21 protein-coding genes and 1 pseudogene are annotated in these 25,042 nt (G+C 56.2%); 3 read left to right on the top strand and 19 right to left on the bottom strand.

All coding sequences use genetic code 11. The features are described 5' to 3' along the window. The first annotated feature begins 1 nt into the window (after window position 1). Window positions 2-850 carry a bis(5'-nucleosyl)-tetraphosphatase (symmetrical) ApaH gene (gene apaH / locus AC0TN7_RS11410; RefSeq protein WP_023310360.1) on the top strand — a complete coding sequence of 283 codons (849 nt, stop codon included), beginning with the start codon at window positions 2-4 and terminating at the stop codon, window positions 848-850. 38 nt (window positions 851-888) lie between these two features. Here apaH and folA read toward each other — a convergent pair whose 3' ends face one another. The 13 genes and pseudogenes from folA to AC0TN7_RS11345 form a co-directional block, all read right to left on the bottom strand. Next, on the bottom strand, window positions 889-1,368 hold the full coding sequence (gene folA, locus AC0TN7_RS11405) for a type 3 dihydrofolate reductase (RefSeq protein ID WP_473702161.1): 480 nt from the start codon (window positions 1,366-1,368) through the stop codon (window positions 889-891). Between the two features lie 114 nt (window positions 1,369-1,482). Then, a complete protein-coding gene (gene kefC, locus AC0TN7_RS11400; protein ID WP_463726562.1) occupies window positions 1,483-3,348 on the bottom strand; it encodes a glutathione-regulated potassium-efflux system protein KefC in 1,866 nt (621 codons plus the stop codon). Next, window positions 3,341-3,871 (bottom strand): glutathione-regulated potassium-efflux system oxidoreductase KefF, encoded by a 531-nt coding sequence (gene kefF / locus AC0TN7_RS11395; protein WP_024907429.1) that lies wholly within the window; start codon window positions 3,869-3,871, stop codon window positions 3,341-3,343. Before kefF ends, kefC begins: the two co-directional genes overlap by 8 nt. 103 nt (window positions 3,872-3,974) lie before the next feature. Further along, window positions 3,975-4,208, bottom strand: coding sequence for a YgdI/YgdR family lipoprotein (locus AC0TN7_RS11390; protein ID WP_023310357.1), 234 nt, complete (start codon window positions 4,206-4,208; stop codon window positions 3,975-3,977). A 139-nt stretch (window positions 4,209-4,347) separates the two neighbouring features. Then, window positions 4,348-7,572, bottom strand: a complete 3,225-nt coding sequence (carB, locus tag AC0TN7_RS11385) for a carbamoyl-phosphate synthase large subunit (RefSeq protein WP_024907428.1) — start codon at window positions 7,570-7,572, stop codon at window positions 4,348-4,350. Window positions 7,573-7,590: 18 nt separating this feature from the next. Further along, window positions 7,591-8,739, bottom strand: a complete 1,149-nt coding sequence (gene carA / locus AC0TN7_RS11380; protein WP_417927873.1) for a glutamine-hydrolyzing carbamoyl-phosphate synthase small subunit — start codon at window positions 8,737-8,739, stop codon at window positions 7,591-7,593. A gap of 454 nt (window positions 8,740-9,193) precedes the next feature. Next, window positions 9,194-10,015 carry a 4-hydroxy-tetrahydrodipicolinate reductase gene (gene dapB / locus AC0TN7_RS11375; protein WP_024907426.1) on the bottom strand — a complete coding sequence of 274 codons (822 nt, stop codon included), beginning with the start codon at window positions 10,013-10,015 and terminating at the stop codon, window positions 9,194-9,196. 205 nt (window positions 10,016-10,220) lie between these two features. After that, complete coding sequence (ispH, locus tag AC0TN7_RS11370; protein ID WP_024907425.1) at window positions 10,221-11,171, bottom strand: 4-hydroxy-3-methylbut-2-enyl diphosphate reductase; 951 nt, start codon at window positions 11,169-11,171, stop codon at window positions 10,221-10,223. A 1-nt stretch (window position 11,172) separates the two neighbouring features. Then, window positions 11,173-11,622, bottom strand: coding sequence for an FKBP-type peptidyl-prolyl cis-trans isomerase (gene fkpB / locus AC0TN7_RS11365; protein ID WP_003856450.1), 450 nt, complete (start codon window positions 11,620-11,622; stop codon window positions 11,173-11,175). Between the two features lie 92 nt (window positions 11,623-11,714). Continuing rightward, window positions 11,715-12,215 carry a signal peptidase II gene (gene lspA, locus AC0TN7_RS11360; protein ID WP_008502034.1) on the bottom strand — a complete coding sequence of 167 codons (501 nt, stop codon included), beginning with the start codon at window positions 12,213-12,215 and terminating at the stop codon, window positions 11,715-11,717. Beyond that, the gene (gene ileS, locus AC0TN7_RS11355; protein ID WP_473702160.1) at window positions 12,215-15,031 is read right to left on the bottom strand and encodes an isoleucine--tRNA ligase; all 2,817 of its coding nucleotides are present in this window, start codon (window positions 15,029-15,031) and stop codon (window positions 12,215-12,217) included. The genes lspA and ileS overlap by 1 nt, the downstream gene beginning before the upstream one ends. 45 nt (window positions 15,032-15,076) lie before the next feature. Then, window positions 15,077-16,003, bottom strand: coding sequence for a bifunctional riboflavin kinase/FAD synthetase (gene ribF / locus AC0TN7_RS11350; protein WP_032644021.1), 927 nt, complete (start codon window positions 16,001-16,003; stop codon window positions 15,077-15,079). A gap of 7 nt (window positions 16,004-16,010) precedes the next feature. Beyond that, window positions 16,011-16,229 (bottom strand): annotated as a pseudogene (locus tag AC0TN7_RS11345) (DUF2575 domain-containing protein). A gap of 101 nt (window positions 16,230-16,330) precedes the next feature. Here AC0TN7_RS11345 and rpsT point away from each other — a divergent pair. Further along, the gene (rpsT, locus tag AC0TN7_RS11340) at window positions 16,331-16,594 is read left to right on the top strand and encodes a 30S ribosomal protein S20 (RefSeq protein WP_003856458.1); all 264 of its coding nucleotides are present in this window, start codon (window positions 16,331-16,333) and stop codon (window positions 16,592-16,594) included. Window positions 16,595-16,651: 57 nt separating this feature from the next. Here the strand turns inward: rpsT and nhaR are convergent, their stop codons facing one another. The 4 genes from nhaR to dnaK form a co-directional block, all read right to left on the bottom strand. Then, on the bottom strand, window positions 16,652-17,551 hold the full coding sequence (gene nhaR, locus AC0TN7_RS11335) for a transcriptional activator NhaR (RefSeq protein ID WP_003856462.1): 900 nt from the start codon (window positions 17,549-17,551) through the stop codon (window positions 16,652-16,654). Between the two features lie 58 nt (window positions 17,552-17,609). After that, on the bottom strand, window positions 17,610-18,785 hold the full coding sequence (nhaA, locus tag AC0TN7_RS11330; RefSeq protein WP_024907422.1) for a Na+/H+ antiporter NhaA: 1,176 nt from the start codon (window positions 18,783-18,785) through the stop codon (window positions 17,610-17,612). Between the two features lie 172 nt (window positions 18,786-18,957). Next, window positions 18,958-20,103 carry a molecular chaperone DnaJ gene (gene dnaJ, locus AC0TN7_RS11325; RefSeq protein WP_023310347.1) on the bottom strand — a complete coding sequence of 382 codons (1,146 nt, stop codon included), beginning with the start codon at window positions 20,101-20,103 and terminating at the stop codon, window positions 18,958-18,960. 87 nt (window positions 20,104-20,190) lie between these two features. Then, on the bottom strand, window positions 20,191-22,104 hold the full coding sequence (gene dnaK, locus AC0TN7_RS11320) for a molecular chaperone DnaK (protein ID WP_024907421.1): 1,914 nt from the start codon (window positions 22,102-22,104) through the stop codon (window positions 20,191-20,193). 296 nt (window positions 22,105-22,400) lie between these two features. Between dnaK and satP the strand changes: the two genes are divergently transcribed. Then, window positions 22,401-22,967, top strand: coding sequence for an acetate uptake transporter (gene satP, locus AC0TN7_RS11315; RefSeq protein ID WP_032649862.1), 567 nt, complete (start codon window positions 22,401-22,403; stop codon window positions 22,965-22,967). Here the strand turns inward: satP and AC0TN7_RS11310 are convergent. Both AC0TN7_RS11310 and mog read right to left on the bottom strand, forming a co-directional pair. Continuing rightward, entirely contained in the window at window positions 22,944-24,266 is a 1,323-nt protein-coding gene (locus AC0TN7_RS11310; RefSeq protein WP_024907420.1) for an MFS transporter, read from the bottom strand. The genes satP and AC0TN7_RS11310 overlap by 24 nt on opposite strands. A gap of 122 nt (window positions 24,267-24,388) precedes the next feature. Continuing rightward, on the bottom strand, window positions 24,389-24,976 hold the full coding sequence (gene mog / locus AC0TN7_RS11305) for a molybdopterin adenylyltransferase (protein ID WP_023310343.1): 588 nt from the start codon (window positions 24,974-24,976) through the stop codon (window positions 24,389-24,391). Window positions 24,977-25,042: the final 66 nt, after the last annotated feature.

The raw sequence follows: 25,042 nt of genomic DNA, 5'->3' as shown, positions 1-25,042 counted from the left end.
AATGTCTACATATCTGATTGGCGACGTTCACGGTTGCTACGATGAACTGATCGCATTGTTAAAACAGGTCGACTTTACGCCAGGACAGGACACGCTCTGGCTGACGGGCGATTTAGTCGCGCGTGGCCCCGGCTCCCTTGAAGTATTACGTTTCGTCAAATCGCTGGGCGACAGCGTGCGCATGGTGCTGGGTAATCACGATCTGCATCTGCTGGCGGTTTTCGCCGGGATCAGCCGCAACAAGCCTAAAGATCGCCTCACACCACTGCTGGATGCGCCGGACGCGGACGATCTGATTAACTGGCTGCGCCGTCAGCCCCTGCTGCAGATCGACGAAGAGAAAAAGCTGGTCATGGCGCATGCCGGGATCACGCCACAATGGGATCTTGAGACGGCGAAAACCTGCGCGCGTGACGTTGAGGCGGTGCTGGCGAGCGACTCGTATCCTTTCTTCCTTGATGCCATGTACGGCGATATGCCGAACCACTGGAGCGAGGATCTCAGCGGTCTTGCCCGCCTGCGCTTTATCACCAACGCGTTCACCCGCATGCGTTTCTGCTTCCCGAACGGGCAGTTGGATATGTATTCCAAAGAGACGCCGGAAAGCGCGCCCGCCCCGCTGAAACCGTGGTTTGCCATTCCGGGACCGGTGACCAGCGAGTACAGCGTGGTATTTGGTCACTGGGCAGCACTGGAAGGAAAAGGAACGCCGGAAGGGATTTACGGTCTGGATACCGGATGCTGCTGGGGTGGGGAGTTAACCTGCTTACGCTGGGAAGATAAAGCTTACTTTGTGCAGCCGTCCAACCGACAGCTGGACTTAGGAGAAAGTGAGGCCGTTGCCTCCTGATAATGATTCCCTCTCCCGGCCGGGAGAGGGAAAATTACTTAACGACGTTCCAGAATCTCGAAGCAGTAGCTGTGGGAGTTCTGTGCATCCGCGTCGTGGAATTCGCTGAATACCGATTCCCACTCGTCCGGATCGTAGTCCGGGAAATGGGTATCCCCTTCCACTTCTGCATCAATGTGGGTCAGATACATCTTCTGCGCTTTTGGCAGGAACTGCTCGTACACACGCCCACCGCCAATCACCATAATCTCTTCGGCATTGCCGCATGCAGCAATCGCCTCGTCTACTGATTTTACCCATTCGACGCGATCGTCAGTGCCTGGCTGGCTGCTGATAACGATATTCTTACGGCCCGGCAATGGACGACCAATCGACTCCCAGGTCAGGCGGCCCATCACTACCGGCTTGTTTAACGTAGTACGTTTAAACCATGCGAGATCGGCAGGCAGGTTCCACGGCATGGCATTTTCCATACCGATAACGCGGTCCACCGCCAGCGCTGCAATCAGACTGATCATTGAAAATTTCCCGGATGCAAAAAATTGCCGCCACTATACGGAAAGCTTAATCTTTCGTCGACTGGCGGCAGGGTAAAGATAAAGAAATTTTTTAATATTGCTGGCAACTCCACTTCACGCGGAAGGTTTACTCTCGGGCTCGTCAGCCGGATCGCCGGTATGCTTGCCCTCTTCCGTGCCCTGCCAGCCATGGCGCTGGATCAGCGACAGGTGGTTACGGTCCTCGTTAATGATTTCCGTCAGCATCGCGCTGGTGCGTTTAAACACCGCCGCGCGCTCGGTAGCCGTACTGCCCGCCATCGCCGCCATCTCTTCAACCATCTCGGTATTAAAGCGACGGAACAGGTCCGCCCGTTCGCGCGCTTCGTACGCGCCAAGCCCCAGGTTTTCCAGCGCCATACGGCCAGACTTCAGCGCGCCTTCGAACGTTTCACGCTCCGGTGCGTCTACGCCCGCCTGTCGCAGCCGGATATAGTGATCCACATCGCGCGCGCGAGAGATAATGGTCAGTGCCGGGAAATGCTCTTTAACCAGCTCCACCATCTGCATGCTGGTCTCCGGATCGTCAATGGCGTTAATCAATACCTCGGCTTTTGCCGCCCCGGCGGATTCCAGCAGATCGACGCGGGTGGCATCCCCGTAAAACACCTTCATATCAAATTTACGCAGAGTATCGACATGGTCGGGATCGTGATCGAGGATGACCATCTTCACGCCGCTGGAGAGTAATAAACGCCCGACGATCTGCCCGTAGCGACCAAATCCGGCGATGATGACGCGCGGCTGCTCCTCGTCAATCTCATCGGCTTCGCGCTCCTGCTCGCTGTCCGATTTTTCCAGACGCGTCAGCACCACCAGCAGCACAGGCGTCGCCGCCATCGACAGTGCGACCGCCAGCGTCAGCGCTTTCGCCCACTCGGGATCGAGCACGTTTGCCATCTGCGCGGCGCCAAAGACCACGAACGCAAATTCACTCCCCTGCCCCAGCAGCACGGCAAACCAGCGGCGCTGCCTGGTCGGCACGTTTAATGGACGCGCAATCAGCCACAGCATCACCATTTTAATGACCAGGAAGCCGACGAGCAGGATGACGATCCGCAGCGGGTGCGTCACCAGCGTGCCGAAGTCGACGGACATCCCCACACCAATGAAAAACAGCCCCAGCAGTAACCCTTTGAACGGCTCGATATCGCTTTCCAGCGCGTGACGGTATTCAGAACTCGCCAGAAGAACGCCTGCGAGGAACGCCCCCATCGCCATCGACAGCCCGGCCTCTTCCAGCAGCAGACCGAAGCCAAACACCAGGAACAGCGCCACGGCGCTGAACACTTCGCGCAGGCCCGAGCGGGCAACGAACCGCAGCAGCGGACGGGTGACGTAGCGACCAAGCAGCACCACCAGCGCCAGCGCGCCCGCCACCTTCAGCGCCGACAGCGCGAAAGCGCCCAGCGTGGTAGAGGAACCGCTGGCCGCCAGCAGCGGGATCATCGCCACCAGCGGGATAGCGGCAATATCCTGGAACAGCAGCACCGAGAACGCGCTACGTCCCATCTGGGATACCGTCAGATTTCGTTCGTTCATCGCCTGCATGGCAATGGCCGTTGAGGAGAGCGCCAGGGTCATGCCGATGAGCTCTGCCACTTTCCAGTCCATGCCCAGCAGGATGCAGAACCCGCCCAGCAGCAGGCCGCAGGCCACCATCTGCAGTGCCCCACCGCCAAATACCGATGCGCGAAGCTTCCACAACCGCTGCGGATCGAGCTCCAGGCCAATCACAAAGAGCATCAGCACAACGCCGATTTCAGCGAAATGGAGAATCGCCTCTGCATCCGTCACCAGTCGAAAACCCCACGGCCCAATGACGCAGCCCGCAATCAGGTAGCCGAGAACAGAGCCCAACCCCAGGCGTACCGCCACGGGCACAATCAGCGCCGCCGCGCCGAGGTAAATCAGCGCCTGTATCAGCGTATGGCTATCCATGGTGCGCCTCCTGCCACTCAAGTAAGCGTTGTTTATAATGGCGAGCCTGCGCCTGCAGCGTTTCATCGTCGCAGACAAACGTGCAGTGCATCGCAAACGGCGGGAGCCAGTTCAGACCGCAATACAGCGCAGTCGCCTGCAGCGGCTGTGCCAGGACGTCAAAACCCGGGAAGGAACCGATATCAAAGTGGCTTTCCCCGCCGCCGGTGGTGACCGCCCACATCAGGCTTTTCCCTTTTAGCGCATTGCCGTTGTGGCCATACGCCCAGCCGTGGGAGAAGACTTTATCAATCCACAGCTTCAGGAGCGGGGGCGTGCTATACCACTGCATGGGATGCTGCCAGATAATCAGATCGGCACGGGAAAGCGCCTCCTGTTCGGCGGCGATATCGATATTAAAATCGGGATAGAGTTGATAGAGGGAACGTATCTCTACGTTATCAAGCGTCCTTACCTGCTCAAGCATCCGCTTATTCGCATGCGAGTGCTGCGGATAAGGATGGGCATAAATTATCAGAATCATTGATTAGCCTGTTGTTACTGCTTTCTTTTAACAAAAGAGTGTAGTCAGTAATTCAACAGGCTAATAGTGAATATTATTGACGGGCTTACGTCAGAATTCTGAATTAGTTATCCAGCTCGCCCATCGATTTCACCTGGTCACGGTTGATCTGCTCGGTTTGACCGGTTTCGGCGTTTTTGTACGACACCAGACCGGTATCGTCATCTACCTGCGGTTTTCCGTCGGTAACAATGGTTTTGCCATCGGTGGTTTTTACGGCCTGATTGGACGAACAGCCCGCAACGGTAAACATTGTCGTGGCAGCCAGAACGGAAGCGATCAGTAATTTATTTTGCATGGTGTTTTCCCCTGCTCTCAGTTGAATTTCGTTATCGACCTAATGATTTTAGGCTAACTGACTGAAAGCGGATGAAAAACCAGAAGGTTCTGAAGATGGGGAGAATGCCCGGCAGCCGAACGGCACCGGGCATTTTTACTTACTTGCTAATCTGCGCGTGCATTTCCTGCACTGAAATCACCTTCTCGGTAGCATCCGCGTTCAGCGCCATGGCCGTTGCGAAACCGCCGTTCAGGGTGGTGTCGTAGTGCACTTTGTACTGCAGCGCGCTGCGGCGAATCAGCTTGGAGTCTTCAATCGCCTGGCGGCCTGCGGTGGTGTTGATGATGTAGGTGTATTCGCCATTCTTGATACGATCCTGAATGTGCGGACGACCTTCATGCACCTTGTTCACCAGACGCGGGTTGATGCCGGCTTCGCCCAGCACAATCGCCGTACCGTGGGTTGCATCCAGCTCGAAGCCCTGCTTCAGCAGCTTGGCGGCCAGGTCAACCACGCGCTCTTTGTCGCCTTCACGAACGGAGAGCAGCGCACGGCCGGATTTTCTCATGGTGGAGCTACTGCCCAGCTGTGCCTTAGCGAACGCTTCTGCGAAGGTGCGGCCTACGCCCATCACTTCCCCGGTAGAGCGCATTTCAGGCCCTAACAGCGGGTCAACGCCCGGGAATTTGTTGAACGGCAGCACCACTTCTTTCACCGAGTAGTACGGTGGAATGATCTCTTTGGTCACGCCCTGCTGCGCCAGCGTCTGGCCCGCCATCACGCGCGCCGCCACTTTCGCCAGCGGTACGCCGGTGGCTTTGGAGACGAACGGGACGGTACGTGCCGCACGCGGGTTCACTTCAATCAGGTAGACTTCGTTGTCTTTCACCGCGAACTGGACGTTCATCAGACCGCGAACCTGCAGCTCGAAGGCCAGCTTCTGCACCTGCTGGCGCATCACGTCCTGGATTTCCTGGCTCAGGGTGTACGCGGGCAGAGAACAGGCTGAGTCACCGGAGTGTACGCCTGCCTGCTCGATGTGCTCCATGATGCCGCCAATCAGCACCATTTCGCCGTCGCAGATGGCGTCCACGTCCACTTCAACCGCGTCGTCGAGGAAGCGGTCGAGCAGCACTGGCGCATCGTTGGACACGCTTACCGCGGTCTGGAAGTAGCGGCGCAGGTCGGCTTCGTCATACACGATTTCCATCGCGCGGCCGCCCAGTACGTAGGAAGGACGCACCACCAGCGGGTAGCCAATCTCTTTCGCCTTCTCAACGGCCATCTCAATGGCGGTGACGGTGGCGTTCGCCGGCTGTTTCAGCTTCAGACGGTCAACCGCCTGCTGGAAACGCTCACGGTCTTCCGCACGGTCAATCGCATCCGGGCTGGTACCAATAACCGGCACGCCTGCAGCTTCCAGCGCGCGCGCCAGCTTCAGCGGGGTCTGGCCGCCGTACTGCACGATAACGCCTTTTGGCTTCTCGATGCGCACGATTTCCAGCACGTCTTCCAGGGTTACCGGCTCGAAGTAGAGGCGGTCAGAGGTGTCGTAGTCGGTCGATACGGTTTCCGGGTTACAGTTGACCATGATGGTCTCGTAACCGTCTTCACGCAGCGCCAGGGAGGCGTGCACGCAGCAGTAGTCGAACTCAATACCCTGGCCGATACGGTTTGGACCGCCGCCCAGCACCATAATCTTGTCGCGGTCGACGGACGGGTTCGCTTCGCACTCGTCTTCATAGGTGGAGTACATGTAGGCGGTGTCGGTCGAGAATTCTGCCGCGCAGGTGTCCACGCGCTTGTAGACCGGGTGCAGGTCATACTGGTCGCGCAGCTTGCGGATTTCCGCTTCACGCACGCCCGCCAGCTTAGCCAGACGCGCATCGGCGAAGCCTTTACGCTTCAGCACGCGCAGGAAGTCAGCGTCCAGGCCGGTGATGCCCAGCTCAGCCACCTGCTCTTCCAGACGCACCAGCTCTTCAATCTGCACCAGGAACCAGCGGTCGATGTTGGTCAGGTTGAACACGCCGTCGACGGACAGGCCCGCACGGAAGGCATCGGCGATGTACCAGATACGCTCTGCGCCCGCGTCCTTCAGCTCGCGGCGGATTTTCGTCAGCGCTTCCGGGTCGTCCAGGCTCACTTTCGGGTCGAAGCCGGTCGCGCCCACTTCGAGACCGCGCAGCGCTTTCTGCAGGGATTCCTGCTGCGTGCGGCCAATCGCCATCACTTCACCGACAGATTTCATCTGGGTGGTCAGACGGTCGTTCGCGCCTGCAAATTTCTCGAAGTTGAAGCGTGGAATTTTGGTGACAACGTAGTCGATGGACGGCTCGAAGGACGCAGGCGTGCGGCCACCGGTGATGTCGTTCATCAGCTCGTCGAGGGTGTAGCCCACCGCCAGCTTCGCCGCCACTTTCGCAATCGGGAAGCCGGTCGCTTTAGAGGCCAGTGCGGAGGAACGGGACACGCGCGGGTTCATTTCGATAACAATCAGACGGCCGGTTTTCGGGTTAACGGAGAACTGCACGTTAGAACCGCCGGTTTCCACGCCGATTTCACGCAGTACCGCCATCGAGGCGTTACGCATGATTTGATACTCTTTGTCGGTCAGGGTCTGAGCTGGCGCAACGGTGATGGAGTCACCGGTGTGGATACCCATCGCATCGAAGTTTTCGATAGAGCAGACGATGATGCAGTTGTCGTTTTTATCACGCACCACTTCCATCTCGTACTCTTTCCAGCCAATCAGCGATTCATCAATCAGCAGCTCTTTGGTTGGGGAGAGATCCAGACCGCGTTCGCAAATCTCTTCGAACTCTTCGCGGTTGTAGGCGATGCCGCCGCCGGTGCCGCCCATGGTGAACGATGGACGGATGATGCACGGATAGCCCACGTCAGCCGCAACGGCCAGCGCTTCTTCCATGTTGTGTGCGATACCGGAGCGCGCGGTGTCGAGGCCGATTTTCTTCATCGCCACGTCGAAGCGGCGACGGTCTTCTGCTTTATCAATCGCGTCGGCGGTCGCACCAATCATGGTCACGCCGAACTCGGCCAGCACGCCCTGACGCTCCAGCTCCAGCGCACAGTTCAGCGCCGTCTGGCCGCCCATGGTTGGCAGCACTGCGTCCGGACGCTCTTTCTCGATGATTTTACGCACCACTTCCCAATGAATCGGCTCGATGTAGGTTGCATCAGCCATTTCCGGGTCGGTCATGATGGTCGCCGGGTTAGAGTTCACCAGGATAACGCGGTAACCCTCTTCGCGCAGGGCTTTACACGCCTGCGCGCCGGAGTAGTCGAATTCACAGGCCTGGCCGATCACGATTGGGCCAGCGCCAAGGATCAGGATGCTTTTTATGTCTGTACGTTTTGGCATTGTCTTCTCGGCTCCTGATTATTTAGCGGTCTTACGGTATTGCTCGATAAGTTCGATGAAGTGATCGAACAGCGGCGCGGCGTCGTGTGGGCCCGGGCTGGCTTCCGGGTGGCCCTGGAAGCTGAACGCTGGCTTATCGGTACGGTGGATGCCCTGCAGGGTGCCATCGAACAGCGACTTGTGGGTCACGCGCAGGTTAGCCGGCATTGAGGCTTCATCGACGGCAAAGCCGTGGTTCTGCGCGGTGATCATCACCGTGTTGTTATCGGTGTCTTTCACCGGGTGGTTACCACCGTGGTGGCCGAACTTCATCTTAACGGTGTTCGCACCGCTCGCCAGGGCCAGCAGCTGATGGCCGAGACAGATGCCGAATACCGGGATGTCGGTTTCCAGGAAGGACTTAATGGCGGCGATAGCGTAATCGCACGGCGCCGGGTCGCCAGGGCCGTTGGACAGGAAAATACCGTCCGGATTCATCTTCAGCACGTCTTCGGCAGACGTTTGTGCCGGCACCACCGTCAGGCGGCAGCCGCGGTCAACCAGCATGCGCAGGATGTTGCGCTTGGCGCCGAAATCGTAGGCCACCACGTGGAACGGCAGCTCGCTCTCTTTTTTCGCTTCCGGCAGGTCGCCTGAAAGCGTCCAGCTACCCTGAGTCCAGCTGTAGGCTTCAGCGGTAGTCACTTCTTTCGCCAGGTCCATGCCGTTCAGGCCCGGGAAGGCTTTCGCTTTTTCCAGCGCCAGCGTCGCATCGAGGTTATCACCCGCGATGATGCAGCCGTTCTGTGCACCCTTCTCGCGCAGCAGACGCGTTAACTTACGGGTATCGATATCGGCAATCGCCACGATGTTATGGCGCTTCAGGTAAGAAGAGAGGTCTTCGGTATTGCGGAAATTGCTGGCAATCAGCGGCAGGTCGCGGATGACCAGGCCTTGCGCATGTACCTGAGAAGATTCTTCGTCAGCAGCATTGGTGCCGACATTGCCGATATGAGGATAAGTAAGAGTAACGATTTGGCGAGAATAGGAAGGATCAGTGAGGATTTCTTGATAACCGGTCATTGAAGTATTGAAAACGACTTCCCCAACCGCCGAACCCGTTGCCCCTATGGCCCGACCGATAAACTGGGTTCCGTCTTCCAGAACCAATAGCGCTGACTTAATCAAAACACCCTCCAGAGAATATTCACTCACTTTATTTGCATATTAATTCATAACCATGTCATGGATCAATGCAAATGTGTTGCCAGCGGATTTTTGGCAAACGGCGGCATTCTGGGGATTTGGTGGGTAAAAGTCAACTCAAAACGGAGATTTTGTTTAGTCTTTTACAGGCCTGGCGAGAGGAATGCGGCTTAAGCGACAAAAAGATCAGGTAAATCACTGCGGAAAACGCTTGCGCGCCTGGTTTAATAAAAAATCAGCGGATGGAGCATCATAAAGTGGACCAAATGGTCAAAATTTACATTTCAGCAACGTTAAAACGCAGAAAGAGATAGATTTTTATAGGCTAATAGGATTATTTACTTTGAAACACTCAAAATAAAAGGGCAATAAATTATTGCCCTATGCAATCAAACAATTACGACTGCAATAACCACATCACGATGGGTAATAATGCTTACAAATTGTTGAGATCGAGCACGTCTCGCATATCAAAAAGGCCATCTTTCTTATTTTTCAGCCACAAAGCGGAGCGTACGGCGCCGTTAGCAAATGTCATTCGGCTGGAAGCTTTATGCGTAATCTCGACACGTTCGCCAATATCGGCGAACATCGCCGTGTGTTCGCCGACAATGTCACCCGCTCGCACGGTGGCGAAACCAATGGTGCCCGGTACGCGTTCGCCGGTGTGACCTTCGCGGGTATAGACCGCGCACTCTTTTAAATCTTTATCGAGTGCATGCGCAATCGCTTCGCCCATCGCCAGCGCCGTACCTGATGGCGCATCAACTTTGTAACGGTGGTGAGCTTCTACGATCTCAATATCGGTATAGTTGCCCATCACCTTCGCGGCCTTCTCCAGCAGCTTCAGCATGACGTTAACGCCCACGCTGAAGTTTGCGGCGAAGACAATCGCAATCTCTTTTGATGCATCCTGGATAGCCTGCTTGCCCGCGTCGTCAAAACCGGTGGTGCCGATCACCATCCCCTTGCCGTGCTGACGGCAAAACGCCAGATGCGTGAGCGTCCCTTCCGGGCGGGTAAAATCGATGAAGACATCGAAGTCCTCTTTTACCGCCTCCAGGCTGCTTTGCACGGTAACGCCCGTGTGGCCTGCGCCCGCCAGCTCACCGGCATCGGTCCCCAGAAGTGAAGAACCTTCACGCTCCAGGGCCGCGCCAAGCGCGACGCCATCCATCTGAAGAGCCGCCTGAATAAGCTGACGGCCCATACGTCCACCCGCGCCCGCAATGGCGACACGGATCTGTGCATCATGCATAGTTATTCTCTTACGTTAAAATGATGTAAACCGTTTTCAGATTAACCAGCCTTGAGAAGCACTGCCAACTGAAAACACCGATAATTAGAATTTAACGTGAAACCGACTTAAATATCAGTAAAAGACATGATTTTGTCGTCACGATAAAGTAACGGTTAAAAAAAAGGCCAGCACAGGAGGTGCTGGCCTTTCATCAGAAAAGGGACTATTCGACTTCGCGGGCATCAATGCGCAGTTCTTTCGGGACTTCGAAAACGATGTTCTCCTCACGTCCTTCCAGCGGCACCGCTTCGCCACCGCCCAGCTCCTGCAAACGGGAAATGACGTTCTGAACCAGAATATCTGGCGCAGACGCCCCGGCCGTCACGCCGACACAGGCCGCATGCTTAACCCACGCTTCCTGAATATCCGACGCGTCATCAATCAGGAACGCTGCCTTCCCCATGCGCTGCGCCAGTTCGGCCAGGCGATTGGAGTTAGACGAGTTTTTGGAGCCGACCACCAGCACCACATCCGCCTGTTCAGCCAGTGCGCGCACCGCTTCCTGACGGTTAGTGGTCGCATAGCAGATATCATCTTTACGCGGACCGACGATTTTCGGGAAGCGCTGACGCAGGGCGTCAATCACGTCTGAGGTATCGTCTACGGAGAGCGTCGTCTGGGTCATAAACGACAGACGGGCTTCATTTTTCACGTTCAGCGTCAGGACATCTTCAGGCGACTCAACCAGATACATCCCCCCTTCCGGGTTGCTGTACTGGCCCATGGTGCCTTCAACTTCCGGGTGACCGGCGTGGCCAATCAGAATCGACTCTTCACCACGACGGCTGGCGCGCGCCACTTCCATATGCACCTTGGTCACCAGTGGACAGGTGGCATCGAATACGGTCAGATCGCGGCTTTTCGCTTCGTTACGTACCGCCTGGGAGACGCCGTGCGCGGAGAAGATCAGGATCGCACCGTCCGGCACTTCGCTGATCTGCTCGATAAATATGGCGCCGCGCTCGCGCAGGCTGTCAACCACGTAGCGGTTATGCACCACTTCGTGACGTACATAAATCGGCGCGCCGTAAATCTCCAGCGCGTTTTCAACAATGCTGATAGCGCGGTCTACACCGGCGCAAAAGCCGCGCGGGTTAGCCAACAGGATCTGCATTTCAGGCCTCCAGTGCAGGATCGATTTCCAGCACTTCAACATCAAAATGAACGGTACGCCCGGCAAGCGGATGGTTGAAATCAACGGTAATCGAATCGCCGTTGATTTCGCGGATCACGCCAGGCATTTCGCTGCCGTCCATAGCGGTAAAGAGCATAATCGCCCCGATTTCCGGTTCGCCCGCGTCCATGAACTCACGGCGCGAGAAATACTGGATCAGATCGGGACTTGGCACGCCAAACGCGGCATCCGGCTCCAGCGAAAAGGCTTTTTTCTCACCCTCTTTCAGACCGAGAAGCTGCTGCTCAAGACCTTCAGACAGGGAAGTATCGCCAAGACGAAACAGGGCCGGTTTGCCGTTATTGCGGGTGGATTCGGCCGTGGAGCCGTCATCCAGCTTCAGCGTGAAGTGGACGAGAACCGCGCTGTTGCTCTGTACGGATTTAGACATGCAAATTGCTCGCTTGTTTTGCCCGGTGGCGCTGCGCTTGCCGGGCCTACATTAACCGTAGGCCGGGTAAGCGCAGCGCCACCCGGCTGGTTTTACGCCTGCTCTTTCGCGGCGGGTTTCGGCAAGAAGCCTTCCAGCACGATTAACGCTGCACCGATGCAAATAGCGCTATCGGCGAGGTTAAAGGTCGCGAAGTGCCAGTCGCCGACGTAGAAGTCGATCATATCGACCACAAAGCCGTGCCACAGGCGGTCAAACAGGTTGCCCAGCGCGCCGCCAATGATCAGCGCGTAGGCGATGTTATTCAGCTTTTGCGTCGCCTTCGAGCGGTACATCAGCACCGCCAGGATCACGCAGATACCGAGAGCGATACCCGCAAAGAACCAGCGCTGCCAGCCACCGCTATCGGCAAGGAAACTGAACGCTGCGCCGTAGTTACGTGCGTAGTGCAGGTTAAGTGACGGGAACAGCGGAACCGTCTCCCCCAGAGCAAAATTCTGGAGGATCAGGAACTTGCTGCCCAGATCGATAATCAGCACCACCACAACCAGCCACAGCCAGCGCAGTCCTGTTGAACAGAGAGTTTTACTCATCAGGCAAACTTACGTTTTTCGCCGTCACCGGCGACGTTGCTTACACAGCGTCCGCAGATGTCTGCGTGTTCCGCCACCTGGCCAACATCGGTGGTGTAATGCCAGCAACGCGGGCATTTCTCACCGTCGGCTTTGCTCAGCGCGACTTTCAGTCCTTTGAGCAGTTCGCTCTGCTGAGCATCAGCAGAAGCATCGGCATAATCCGCAACTTTCGCACCGGAGGTCAACAGGACAAATCGTAATTCATCGCCCAGCGCCGTCAGCTTCACCGCCAGCTCTGGCTCCGCGTACAGGGTTACTGCCGCTTCCAGAGAGCCGCCGACTTTCTTATCAGCACGCGCCTGCTCGATAACCTTGTTCACTTCTCCACGCACTTTCAACAGCTCGTCCCAGAAGGCATCGTTCATCGCTTCGGTGCTGGAGAGATCGAACAGACCTTCGTACCACTCGCCGGTGAAGACATACTTCTCGCGGTCGCCCGGCAGATAACCCCAGATTTCATCCGCGGTGAAGGACATGATCGGCGCCATCCAGCGTACCAGCGCTTCTGCGATATGGAACAGCGCGGTCTGGCAGCTACGACGCGCCACGCTATCCGCTTTCGCGGTGTACTGGCGGTCTTTGATGATGTCGAGGTAGAACGAGCCCATCTCAATGGAGCAGAAGCGCATCAGGCGCTGCACCACTTCGTGGAAGTCATAAGACTCATAGGCCTTCAGGATATCTTCCTGCGCCGCTTTCGCGCAGCCTACCGCCCAGCGGTCCAGCACGACCATCTCTTCCGGTTTCACCATGTCTTTTGCCGGATCGAACCCGTTCAGGTTCGCCAGCAGGAAGCGCGCGGTGTTACGGATACGACGATAGCTGTCGGCAGCACGTTTCAGGATCTCGTCAGATACCGCCATTTCGCCGGTGTAGTCGGTCGACGCCACCCACAGACGCAGAATGTCTGCGCCCAGCTTGTTCATCACGTCCTGCGGAGAAACGGTGTTACCGATAGATTTGGACATCTTACGGCCCTGACCATCCACGGTGAACCCGTGAGTCAGTACCTGACGGTAAGGCGCTTTACCCTTCATGGCGGTAGAGATCATCAGAGATGACATGAACCAGCCGCGGTGTTGGTCAGAGCCTTCCAGATACATGTCGGCAGCGTGACCGGCAAACTCCGGACGCACGTCAACCACGGAAGAGTGGGTAGATCCGGAGTCGAACCACACGTCCAGGGTATCCGGCACTTTCTCGTAATTGTCTGCGTCAGCGCCCAGGATGTCGCGGGCGTCGAGATCCCACCACGCCTGAATGCCGTCAACTTCGACACGTTTCGCCACTTCTTCCATCAGTTCCAGGGTGTTCGGGTGCAGCTCCTGCGTCTCTTTATGTACGAACAGAGACATCGGTACGCCCCAGGTACGCTGACGGGAGATACACCAGTCAGGACGGTTAGCCACCATGGATTCGATACGCGCCTGGCCCCAGTCAGGGATCCACTGCACGCCTTTAATCTCTTTCAGAGACTGCTCGCGCAGGCCCTTCTGATCCATGCTGACGAACCACTGCGGGGTCGCACGGAAGATGATCGGGGTCTTGTGACGCCAGCAGCACGGATAGCTGTGCTGCATTTTTTCAACGTGCAGCAGCGCGCCGCTGGTGCGCAGCATGTCGACGATGATGTCGTTCGCTTTGAAGACGTTGATGCCGTCCAGCGCCGGGTAGGTGCCAGGCAGGTAAGATCCGTCCGGGCCCACCGGGTTAGCAATTTCCAGACCGTACTTCAGGCTGATGTTGTAGTCGTCAGGACCGTGGCCACCGGCGGTATGTACCGCACCGGTACCCGCTTCCAGCGTCACGTGGTCGCCGAGGATCACCGGAACGTCGAAGTCCAGGAACGGATGTTTGAAGCGCATCAGCTCCAGCGCGTCACCTTTCACGGTGCCCAGCACGGTGTAGTCGGTGATATGCGCACGCTTCAGCACGCTTTCAACCAGATCTTTCGCCAGGATAACCGCCTGACCTTCAACCTGAACCAGCGCGTATTCGAACTCACCGGACAGGGAGATCGCGCGGTTCGCAGGCAGGGTCCACGGGGTGGTGGTCCAGATCACCAGCGAGATTGGGCCGTTTACCGAGGCGACGCCAAATTTGGCCTTCACCGCATCCTGATCGACGGCCTGGAAGGCCACGTCGATAGATGGAGAGGTTTTGTCGTAATACTCCACTTCCGCTTCTGCCAGCGCAGAGCGGCAGTCCACGCACCAGTGCACCGGCTTAGCGCCTTTGTGCAGGTGGCCGTTACCGATGATTTTACCCAGCGCACGGATGATGTTGGCTTCGGTTTTGAAGTCCATGGTCAGGTACGGGTGCGACCAGTCGCCCAGCACGCCCAGACGGATGAAGTCAGCGCGCTGACCGTCAACCTGCGTAGCGGCGTATTCGCGGCACTTCGCACGGAACTCGGCGGCGGTGAACTTCTCACCCGGCTTGCCAAACTCTTGCTCCACTTTCAGCTCGATTGGCAGACCGTGGCAGTCCCAGCCCGGAACGTAAGGCGAGTCATATCCCGCGAGGCCTTTGGACTTCACGATAATGTCTTTCAGAATCTTGTTAACCGAGTGACCAATATGAATGCTGCCATTCGCATATGGAGGGCCATCATGCAGAATGAAGGATTTTTTGCCTTTTTTGGCTGCACGAATGATGCCGTACAGGTCATCATCGGTCCAACGCGCCAGCATTCCCGGTTCGCGCTTGGCGAGATCGCCGCGCATCGGGAACCCTGTTTCCGGCAAATTCAGGGTTGATTTATAGTCACTCATCAGATTCTCGGTTCCGTATTTATCACGTAGGCAGTTAAGCCGGGTTCAAAGCCCAAAAAACTCGCGGGCCGTCAATTCATCTCGCGCAATTTGCGCTTTGAGTTCATCCAGCGAACCAAATCGCTGCTCGTTGCGTATTTTTTTACGCAGTATCACATCTATATGGCGACCATACAGGTCCATTACAACGTCCAGCAGGTGCACTTCCAGCTGTTGACGCACACCGGCGACGGTCGGACGCGTGCCAATATTGGCGACGCCGTAAAACGGCTTATCGCCCAGTCCTGCCACTTCCACCGCATACACCCCTTTAACCGGGGAAACCTGACGACGCAGCGGTATATTCGCCGTCGGGAAGCCTATCGTGCGCCCCAGCGCATCGCCATGGACCACGCGGCCAGAGATGGTGAACGGATGCCCCAGTAGGGTCTCTGCCGTATCCAGTTCGTCATCGGCCAGTGCCCGGCGTACCGCCGTGCTGCTGACGCGAACGCCGCCTTCACAGAAGGTCATCGCGCTGGTGACGTCAAAACCGTACTCCAGACCAGCCTTCTGTAATAGCAAGAAATCGCCCTGACGACCAGCGCCAAAGCGGAAATCATCGCCCACGGCGAGAAACTGTACGCCAAGACGCTTAACCAGCAGGTCGCTGACAAAATTTTGTGCTGTCAGCGCGGCAAAGCGGCGATCGAAACGTACACACAATACGTAGTCCACACCGGACTCTGCCAGGTAGCGCAACTTCTCGCGCAGGCGAGTGAGACGGGCGGGAGATTTATCACCCGCGAACAGCTCCAGCGGCTGCGGTTCGAAAATCATCACCACAACGGGCAGGCCACGGGCCTCCCCTTCTTTACGCAATCCCTGCAACAGCGCCTGATGACCACGATGCACGCCGTCGAAATTACCAATGGTCAGCACGCACCCGTGTGGTGCGCTACTGAGATTATGTATGCCGCGTATCAGCTTCATGTCTGGCTCAAAACAGTGAAAATCGCCAAAGTATACCTTGTACAACGGTTAAGGTTAACCGGCGATTGTTCGTGCAAAACAGAAAGCCGTAATGATTTCATCAGGCTGACCTTTCGCAGCGAAAAAATCTGCTCGTGAACTGCGATTTTTATGCCGAAAGGCTGTATTCAGGGAAGACAAGCTGGTAGAATCCTGCGCCATCACTACGTAACGTAGCGTCGCTAATTAACGGCGCTTATTTGCACAAATCCATTGACAAAAGAAGGCAAAGAGGGCATATTCCTCGGCCTTTGAATTGTCCACATAGATCATATTTGGGAGTTGGACTTGGCTAATATCAAATCAGCTAAGAAACGTGCCGTTCAGTCTGAAAAGGCTCGTAAGCACAACGCAAGCCGTCGCTCTATGATGCGTACTTTCATCAAGAAAGTATACGCAGCAATCGAAGCAGGCGACAAAGCTGCAGCGCAGAACGCATTTAACGAAATGCAACCAATCGTGGATCGTCAGGCTGCTAAAGGTCTGATCCACAAAAACAAAGCAGCGCGTCATAAAGCAAACCTGACTGCGCAGATCAACAAACTGGCTTAATCGCTACTTGTTGTTGCTTGTTTAAAGAACCCGCTTAACGCGGGTTTTTTTATGTCTTCAGATTGCCGGTGGCGTAAACAGCGCTGAATAGTCGCGGTTACAGATTCGCTGTACCGCCGGGTGCTGAATCATTCTTTCGGCAAATATGGCGTGATACTCCTCCATCACGTTATCCACTCTGCCTATCTCCGTAATCTTATCGTCCGAATAGAGATCGTGCGCGTACAGCGTCGGCGCAACGAAGATCGCGTTATGCGCTTCGCCAAAGGCTTTCATCAGCGCCGCATCGTCGAACTCACCGAGGATTTCCACGTTCAGCCCCTGCGAGTTAAACCAGTTCAGCAGCTTGCGTCCGAGCATGGAGCGCCTTCCCGGCACCAGCAGGCGACGCTCTTCCAGGCACGCGGGGAACGGTTTTTCCGGCGGCGGATTAATACACCAGAAGCTGACGCCGCATTCGCCAATCTTCACCGAGAACAGCCCTTCCTGCTGGGTGGAGTCAATCGGGCAGTCCGAGATAATCATATCCAGCTTGTGCTGGCTGAGCTGTTCCAGCAGCATCTCATGGGTGGATTCAAAGCAGCGCAGATGGATTTGCTCATCTTCCACCACCGCCGCATCCAGCACGCCGCTCACCAGCCGCTTGGACAGCGCATCCGCCACGCCAACATCAAAGAGCAGGTTCGACTCTTTGCGGTAGTTGACGATATCCAGCATCTCCTGGCTCAGGGTGAACATTTTGTCCGCATAGCGGAAAACCAGTTCACCCAGTTCGCTGGGTTCAATCCCACGCCCCTTACGCTTGAACAGCTTACCCTGCAGGCGCTCTTCCAGCGCCTTGATTTGCCCGGTGATGGTTTGCGGCGTCAGGTAGAGCGCCTCTGCCGCCCCCACCACCGAGCCCTGTTTATAGACGTGCCAGAAGTAGTAAAGATGGTTGTAATTCAAATGAGACATCGCGTCTTCTCTCCCTGAGTGTGTATCGGGAGAAGGATCGCCTCCTCCCGGTGTTCCGTTATGCCTGGACGGCCTGTCCGGACAATTTCACCTTCAACAAGGTATAACCGATTACCGCGGCCAGTAATGACCCGATGAGGATGCCGAGTTTCGCCCAGACGATAAGCTCAGGCGCATGCGCACCAAACGCCAGCGTCGAGATAAAGATCGACATCGTAAACCCGATGCCACACAGCACGCCGACGGCCATAATCTGCTTAAAGGTGGTGCCGTGCGGCAAAGAGGCCAGCTTCAGCTTCGTCGCCACCCAGCAGAAGAGGCTAATACCCAGCGGCTTGCCGATAAACAGCCCGGCAATAATGCCCAGCGGCAGCACGGACGTTAGCCCGTCCAGCGTCACGCCACCCAGCGACACACCGGCGTTGGCAAACGCAAACAGCGGCAGGATCATAAAGGCGACCCACGGGTGCAGCACATGCTCCAGCTGTTTGGCAGGCGACTTGCCGTCCTGCGGCTTCAGCGGTACGAAGAAGCCGACGATCACGCCCGCCAGCGTGGCGTGCACGCCTGATTTCAGCACCGCCGTCCATAGCACCATCCCCACGAGGATGTATATACCGATACGGCGAACATTGAAGATGTTCAGCAGCGCCAGCACCGCAATCGCCCCGGCGGCCACGCTCAGGGACAGGATCGACAGATCGCTGGTGTAGAACAGTGCGATAATCACAATGGCACCCAGGTCATCGATGATCGCCAGCGCCATCAGGAAGATTTTCAGGGCCACCGGCACGCGGCTTCCCAGCAACGCCAGCACCCCGAGCGCAAAGGCGATATCCGTCGCAGCCGGGATCGCCCAGCCGTGACGTGCAATCGGATCCTGCCAGGTGAACGCCAGGAAGAGCAGCGCCGGTACCACCATCCCGCCGAGCGCAGCAATCACCGGAAACGCCGCGCGCTGGCGGCTGGCAAGCGAGCCCAGTACCAGCTCACGCTTAACCTCAAGCCCGACGAGCAGGAAGAACACCGCCATCAGCGCATCGTTAATCCACAGCAGCATGTTCTTGTTAATTTCGAGCGCCCCGACCTTCAGCTCAACGGGCGTTTCCAGAAATGCATGGTAGAGTTCCTGCGTGATGCCAAGGTTAGCCAGCACCATCGCGGCCGCAGCGGCAATAATCAGGATGACGCCGCCGGACGCCTCACTGCTAAAAAAACGGTGTAGTAATTTCACTTTAATTCTCTCTGTTACAACAATACCTCGATAAAACCATAATACCAAGCCAAACAACTCGGCAAAAACAGATTAATATTGAGTATAGATTCAGTTTTACCGAGTAATACCCGTAAATAGAAAAAGCCCGGAATCGCTTCCGGGCTTTTGCGGATGAAAATCTGAGAACAGATTAACGGGTCAAATCATCGAAGAATTTTTTGACGCCATCGAAGAAGCTTTTGGAACGCGGGCTGTTTTTCTCACCCGTCGGGCCACCAAAGCTCTCCTGCAACTCTTTCAGCAGCTGTTTCTGCTTGTCGTTCAGGCCAACCGGCGTTTCAACGACGACGCGGCACAGCAGGTCGCCCTGCGCACCACCGCGAACGGACTTAACGCCTTTCCCGCGCATGCGGAACAGCTTACCGGTCTGGGTTTCGCCTGGCACTTTCAGGTTCACGCGACCATCCAGCGTCGGTACTTCGATTTCACCACCGAGTGCCGCCATCGCGAAGTTGATCGGCACTTCGCAGTACAGGTTATTACCTTCGCGCTCGAAGATGGCGTGCTGCTTCACCTGCACCTGAACGTACAGATCGCCTGCCGGTGCACCGTGTTCACCTGCTTCACCTTCACCCGCCAGACGAATGCGGTCGCCCGTATCGACGCCGGCCGGGATTTTAACGGAGAGGGTCTTGGTTTTCTCAACGCGACCGTGGCCGTGGCATTTGGTGCACGGATCTTTAATCAGCGTACCGCGACCGTGACAGTGCGGACAGGCCTGCTGTACCGCGAAGAAGCCCTGACGCATCTGTACCTGACCAGAGCCGTGACAGGTTGGACAGGTCTGAGGCTGTGTACCTGCTTTCGCGCCGCTGCCGTGGCAAACGTCACACTCTTCCAGCGTCGGAATACGGATCTCTTTGGTGACACCGCGGACGGCCTCTTCCAGCGTCAGCTCCATGTTGTAGCGCAGGTCCGCGCCGCGCGCCGCGCGCTGACGACCACGGCCACCGCCGAAGATGTCGCCAAACACATCGCCAAAGATATCGCTGAAGTCAGCGCCGCCGCCAAAGCCGCCGCCACCGAATCCACCGCCGCCCATGCCGCCCTGTTCAAAGGCTGCGTGGCCGTACTGGTCATAGGCCGCACGTTTTTGTGCATCGGTCAGGACTTCGTAGGCTTCTTTGATCTCTTTAAATTTGGCTTCAGCCTCTTTATCCCCCTGGTTACGGTCCGGGTGGAATTTCATGGCCAGGCGCTTATACGCCTTTTTGATTTCACGCTCTTCCGCAGTTTTCGGAACGCCTAAAATCTCGTAATAGTCTTGCTTTGCCATTGGTTTTTTTAAGCCCCTTAACATGCGAGCACGGGCGTGGAGAGTTCTCCTACGCCCGTGCCGATTAATTACCCTGCATCAGGGCGATTATTTTTTATCTTTAACTTCTTCGAACTCAGCGTCGACAACGTCGTCGTCTTTCGCGTTGTTCGCTGAAGCGTCAGCGCCCGCCTGCTGTTGAGCGTGCTGCTGCTGAGCGATTTCCATCAGCTTCTGAGAAGCCTGCGCCAGTTCCTGCATCTTCGCTTCGATGTCCGCTTTGTCTTCACCTTTCAGTGAGGATTCCAGCGCACTCAGTGCAGCTTCGATAGCAGTCTTGTCTTCCGCTGGCAGTTTATCGCCTGCTTCTTCAACCTGCTTACGGGTGCTGTGCAGCAGATGGTCACCCTGGTTACGGGTCTGAACCAGCTCTTCGAACTTACGGTCGGATTCCGCGTTAGCTTCGGCATCGCGAACCATTTTTTCGATTTCCGCTTCGTTCAGGCCAGAAGATGCCTTGATGGTGATCTTCTGCTCTTTACCGCTGTTTTTGTCTTTCGCAGACACGTGCAGGATACCGTCAGCATCGATGTCGAAGGTCACTTCGATCTGCGGCATGCCGCGCGGTGCCGGGTTAATACCGTCCAGGTTGAACTGACCCAGAGATTTGTTATCCGCCGCACGCTTACGCTCACCCTGAATCACATGGATGGTTACCGCAGACTGGTTGTCTTCAGCGGTAGAGAACACCTGGCTGTGTTTCGTCGGGATGGTGGTGTTTTTGTTGATGAGCGCAGTCATCACACCGCCCATGGTTTCGATACCCAGAGACAGCGGGGTAACGTCCAGCAGCAGTACGTCTTTAACTTCACCGGTCAGTACGCCACCCTGAACCGCAGCACCGATTGCAACTGCTTCGTCCGGGTTAACGTCTTTACGTGGCTCTTTACCAAAGAACTCAGCCACTTTCTTCTGAACCATTGGCATACGGGTCTGACCACCGACCAGGATAACGTCCTGGATATCGGATACGGACAGGCCCGCATCCTGCAGAGCAACTTTCAGCGGCTCGATAGAACGGTTCACCAGGTCTTCTACCAGGCTTTCCAGTTTCGCACGGGTCACTTTGATGTTCATGTGTTTAGGACCGGTCGCGTCTGCAGTGATGTACGGCAGGTTCACGTCGGTCTGCTGAGCGGAAGACAGCTCGATCTTCGCTTTCTCAGCGGCTTCTTTCAGGCGCTGCATCGCCAGCGGGTCGTTACGCAGGTCAATGCCCTGATCTTTCTTAAACTCGTCAACGAGGTAGTTGATCAGACGGGTATCGAAGTCTTCACCACCCAGGTGGGTATCACCGTTGGTTGCCAGAACTTCGAAGGTTTTTTCGCCGTCAACTTCGTCGATTTCGATAATAGAGATATCGAAGGTACCACCACCCAGGTCGTAAACCGCGATAGTGCGGTTGCCAACTTCTTTATCCAGACCGTAAGCCAGTGCAGCCGCGGTTGGTTCGTTGATGATACGTTTTACTTCCAGACCTGCGATACGGCCAGCATCTTTGGTTGCCTGACGCTGAGCATCGTTGAAGTAGGCAGGTACGGTAATAACAGCTTCAGTTACCGGCTCACCCAGGTAATCTTCAGCGGTTTTCTTCATTTTCTTCAGCACTTCAGCAGAAATCTGCGGTGGTGCAGTTTTAGCGCCTTTCACATCAAGCCATGCATCGCCGTTATCTGCCGCGATGATTTTGTAAGGCATGATGGAAACGTCACGCTGAACTTCTTCGTCCTGGAAGCGGCGACCGATCAGGCGTTTAATCGCAAACAGGGTGTTTTGCGGGTTTGTCACTGCCTGACGTTTAGCCGGCTGACCAACCAGAGTTTCACCATCCTGGGTATAAGCAATGATAGAAGGCGTGGTGCGATCGCCCTCGGCGTTCTCCAGCACGCGTGCAGTAGTGCCATCCATAATCGCTACACAAGAGTTGGTAGTACCCAGGTCGATACCAATAATTTTACCCATCTAAACGTCTCCACTAAAAATTCAGTCAACATGTGGTTGTGTACCTGTAATAAGGGCAGAACGTGCTTTTTCAACTGCCCAGATTTGATTTTTTTCAGGTCCACACACTGCGGTTGACTACAAGATGGGGTCGCGACGGCATCCATCAAGGGGGAATGATAAAAAAAATTTTAATTTCACCCTGATGAGATCATAGACGCCATCGATTGCGCCCATTATGATGCCGCGCCCAGTCAGGGAGAACTGACGCGGGTTTAACCATTTCACCATATTAATGATGATTTTTTTGAGGACTTATGGGCAACACTAAGTTGGCTAATCCGGCTCCGCTGGGCCTGATGGGTTTTGGCATGACCACTATCCTGCTGAACCTGCACAATATCGGGATGTTCCCGATGGATGGCATCATCCTGGCGATGGGCATTTTTTACGGCGGTATCGCGCAAATCTTCGCGGGCCTGCTGGAATATAAGAAAGGCAATACCTTCGGCTTAACCGCATTCACCTCTTACGGTTCTTTCTGGCTGACTCTGGTTGCCATTCTGCTGCTGCCTAAAATGGGCATGGCAGACGCGGCAAACGCCCACTTCCTGGGCGTTTACCTGGGCCTGTGGGGCATCTTCACCCTGTTCATGTTCTTCGGTACCCTGAAAGGTAACCGCATGCTGCAGTTCGTCTTCCTGAGCCTGACCGTCCTGTTCGCCCTGCTGGCGATTGGTCACCTGGTGGATAACGAAGGCATCGTTCATGTTGCAGGCTGGATTGGTCTGGTTTGCGGCGCAAGCGCTATCTACCTGGCAATGGGTGAAGTGCTGAACGAGCAGTTTGACCGCACCGTTTTACCGATTGGTGAAAAACACTGATCCCTCTGTCGTGCCCGCCTCGCGGGCACGACATTCCCCCGCCTGACGAAGCCAAAATCCTAATACCAGCCCCATCACCGACAGCGCCAGCACGTACCAGGCCGGAGCCAGGGGAGACACGCCCATCAGCACGGTGACCGCAATCGGCGTCAGCCCGCCGAAAATGGCATACGACACGTTGTAAGAGAACGAGATCCCGGTGAAACGAACTTCCGGTGGGAATGCTCGCACCATGACGTAAGGCACAGCCCCCACTACGCCCACGCACAGCCCTACCACGCCGTACAGCAGGAACAGCTGTTCAGGATGGCTGCCCGCCAGATGGTAAAACGCCCAGCTTGATGCGGCCAGTAGCAGGCTACCGATGATAAAGGTAACGCTGGCACCAAAACGATCCGCCGCCAGCCCGGCGGCCAGACAGCCAAAGCAGAGCATGATTGTCGCGATACTGTTCGCCTGTAGCGTCACGGCAGGGGCGAAGCCGTACTGCTTTTGCAGCCAGACCGGAGACATCAATATCACCACCACAATGCCCGCCGAGAGCAGCCAGGTCAGCAGCATCGATACCACCACCGCTTTTTTATGGCGTACCACAACCGCCTTCACCGGCAGCTCCTGCGCCAGCGCTTTGCGCTGCTGCATCTCGAGGAAAATCGGCGTCTCCTGCAGCCAGCGGCGCAGGTACATCGCGACCAGACCAAACGCCCCACCCAGCAGGAACGGAATACGCCAGCCCCAGTCGTGCACGGCCTGCTGCGTCATGCTGGTATTCACAATTGTTGCGACCACCGAGCCGAGCAGGATCCCGACCGTCAGCCCCGCCGTTAAGGTTCCGCAGGCGATACCAATGCGGCGCACGGGAACATGTTCCGCGACAAACACCCACGCGCCCGGCACTTCACCGCCAATCGCCGCCCCCTGCAGGACGCGCATCAGCAACAGCAGCAACGGCGCGAGAATGCCCATCGAGGCATAGGTAGGTAGCAAACCAATGGCCAGCGTCGGCACGGCCATCAGCAGGATGCTAAGGGTAAACATCTTCTTGCGCCCGACCAGATCGCCAAAGTGGGCCATGATAATGCCGCCCAGCGGACGCGCCAGATACCCGGCGGCAAATATGCCGAAGGTTTGCACCTGACGCAGCCATTCCGGGATATCCGCCGGGAAGAAGAGTTCTCCCACCACGGCGGCGAAGAAGACGAAGATGATAAAGTCGTAAAACTCCAGCGCGCCGCCTAAGGCCGCGAGCGTGAGGGTTTTGTAGTCCTGTCGATTCAGAGGTCGGGTGTTATGTGACATAGCGAACCATTGTGCGTGTGTTGTGGATTTATTTTTACAGCATTCGTAAAGAAAAAATTACTATACCGTAAAAGCTTCACCACGCTATCGCCGCTTCAGCTAATGTCACATATTGGTTAATTTCAGGAGATTGTTTCGCGACGTGCGTTTTTCGGGCGAAAAGCTGCTACCACTTTCTCATCGGTTTCCACATAGGGACCGTCAAGCAGCTGTATACAATACGGTACACTTGCAAAGATGCCATGAACGAGGACGCTGCCATCTTCTGCTTTCAGCCCTTCCAGCGTCTCTTTAATCGACTTCGGCTGGCCCGGCAGGTTCAGGATCAACGCCTGCTTGCGGATCACCCCCACCTGGCGGGAAAGAATGGCCGTCGGAACAAAGTGTAGACTGATCTGGCGCATCTGTTCGCCGAAGCCAGGCATTTCACGATCGGCAATCGCCAGCGTCGCGTCCGGCGTCACGTCGCGGCGCGCGGGGCCGGTTCCGCCCGTCGTCAGAACAAGGTGGCAGCTCATCTCATCCACCAGTTCGCAAAGCGTCTGCTCGATGATCGGCTGTTCGTCAGGGATCAGGCGGGTCTGAATGTCAAAGGGGGTGGTCAGCGCGCTGCCCAACCACTCTTCCAGAGCGGGGATGCCTTTATCCTGGTAAACACCGCTGGAGGCGCGGTCAGAAATCGACACTAAGCCGATGCGTAAGGTATTCATATCCATTCCATTCAAAAAGTACTGATTAAAGGGAATGATACACGCAGAGAGGAAATTCAGACAGAG

The sequence above is a fragment of the Enterobacter sp. PL_is511 genome (assembly GCF_055816065.1).
Note: the sequence above shows the minus strand (reverse complement) of the source record. Positions and strands in the feature narration are given on the sequence as shown.

Coding starts and splice junctions, on each gene's coding strand:
- dnaJ (WP_023310347.1), bottom strand. CDS start 20,103: ATGGCAAAGCAAGACTATTACGAGATTTTAGGCGTTCCGAAAACTGCG.
- kefC (WP_463726562.1), bottom strand. CDS start 3,348: ATGGATAGCCATACGCTGATACAGGCGCTGATTTACCTCGGCGCGGCG.
- ileS (WP_473702160.1), bottom strand. CDS start 15,031: ATGAGTGACTATAAATCAACCCTGAATTTGCCGGAAACAGGGTTCCCG.
- nhaR (WP_003856462.1), bottom strand. CDS start 17,551: ATGTCTCATTTGAATTACAACCATCTTTACTACTTCTGGCACGTCTAT.
- dapB (WP_024907426.1), bottom strand. CDS start 10,015: ATGCATGATGCACAGATCCGTGTCGCCATTGCGGGCGCGGGTGGACGT.
- fkpB (WP_003856450.1), bottom strand. CDS start 11,622: ATGTCTAAATCCGTACAGAGCAACAGCGCGGTTCTCGTCCACTTCACG.
- satP (WP_032649862.1), top strand. CDS start 22,401: ATGGGCAACACTAAGTTGGCTAATCCGGCTCCGCTGGGCCTGATGGGT.
- lspA (WP_008502034.1), bottom strand. CDS start 12,215: ATGAGTAAAACTCTCTGTTCAACAGGACTGCGCTGGCTGTGGCTGGTT.
- ribF (WP_032644021.1), bottom strand. CDS start 16,003: ATGAAGCTGATACGCGGCATACATAATCTCAGTAGCGCACCACACGGG.
- dnaK (WP_024907421.1), bottom strand. CDS start 22,104: ATGGGTAAAATTATTGGTATCGACCTGGGTACTACCAACTCTTGTGTA.
- ispH (WP_024907425.1), bottom strand. CDS start 11,171: ATGCAGATCCTGTTGGCTAACCCGCGCGGCTTTTGCGCCGGTGTAGAC.
- apaH (WP_023310360.1), top strand. CDS start 2: ATGTCTACATATCTGATTGGCGACGTTCACGGTTGCTACGATGAACTG.
- kefF (WP_024907429.1), bottom strand. CDS start 3,871: ATGATTCTGATAATTTATGCCCATCCTTATCCGCAGCACTCGCATGCG.
- mog (WP_023310343.1), bottom strand. CDS start 24,976: ATGAATACCTTACGCATCGGCTTAGTGTCGATTTCTGACCGCGCCTCC.
- AC0TN7_RS11310 (WP_024907420.1), bottom strand. CDS start 24,266: ATGTCACATAACACCCGACCTCTGAATCGACAGGACTACAAAACCCTC.
- AC0TN7_RS11390 (WP_023310357.1), bottom strand. CDS start 4,208: ATGCAAAATAAATTACTGATCGCTTCCGTTCTGGCTGCCACGACAATG.
- folA (WP_473702161.1), bottom strand. CDS start 1,368: ATGATCAGTCTGATTGCAGCGCTGGCGGTGGACCGCGTTATCGGTATG.
- carB (WP_024907428.1), bottom strand. CDS start 7,572: ATGCCAAAACGTACAGACATAAAAAGCATCCTGATCCTTGGCGCTGGC.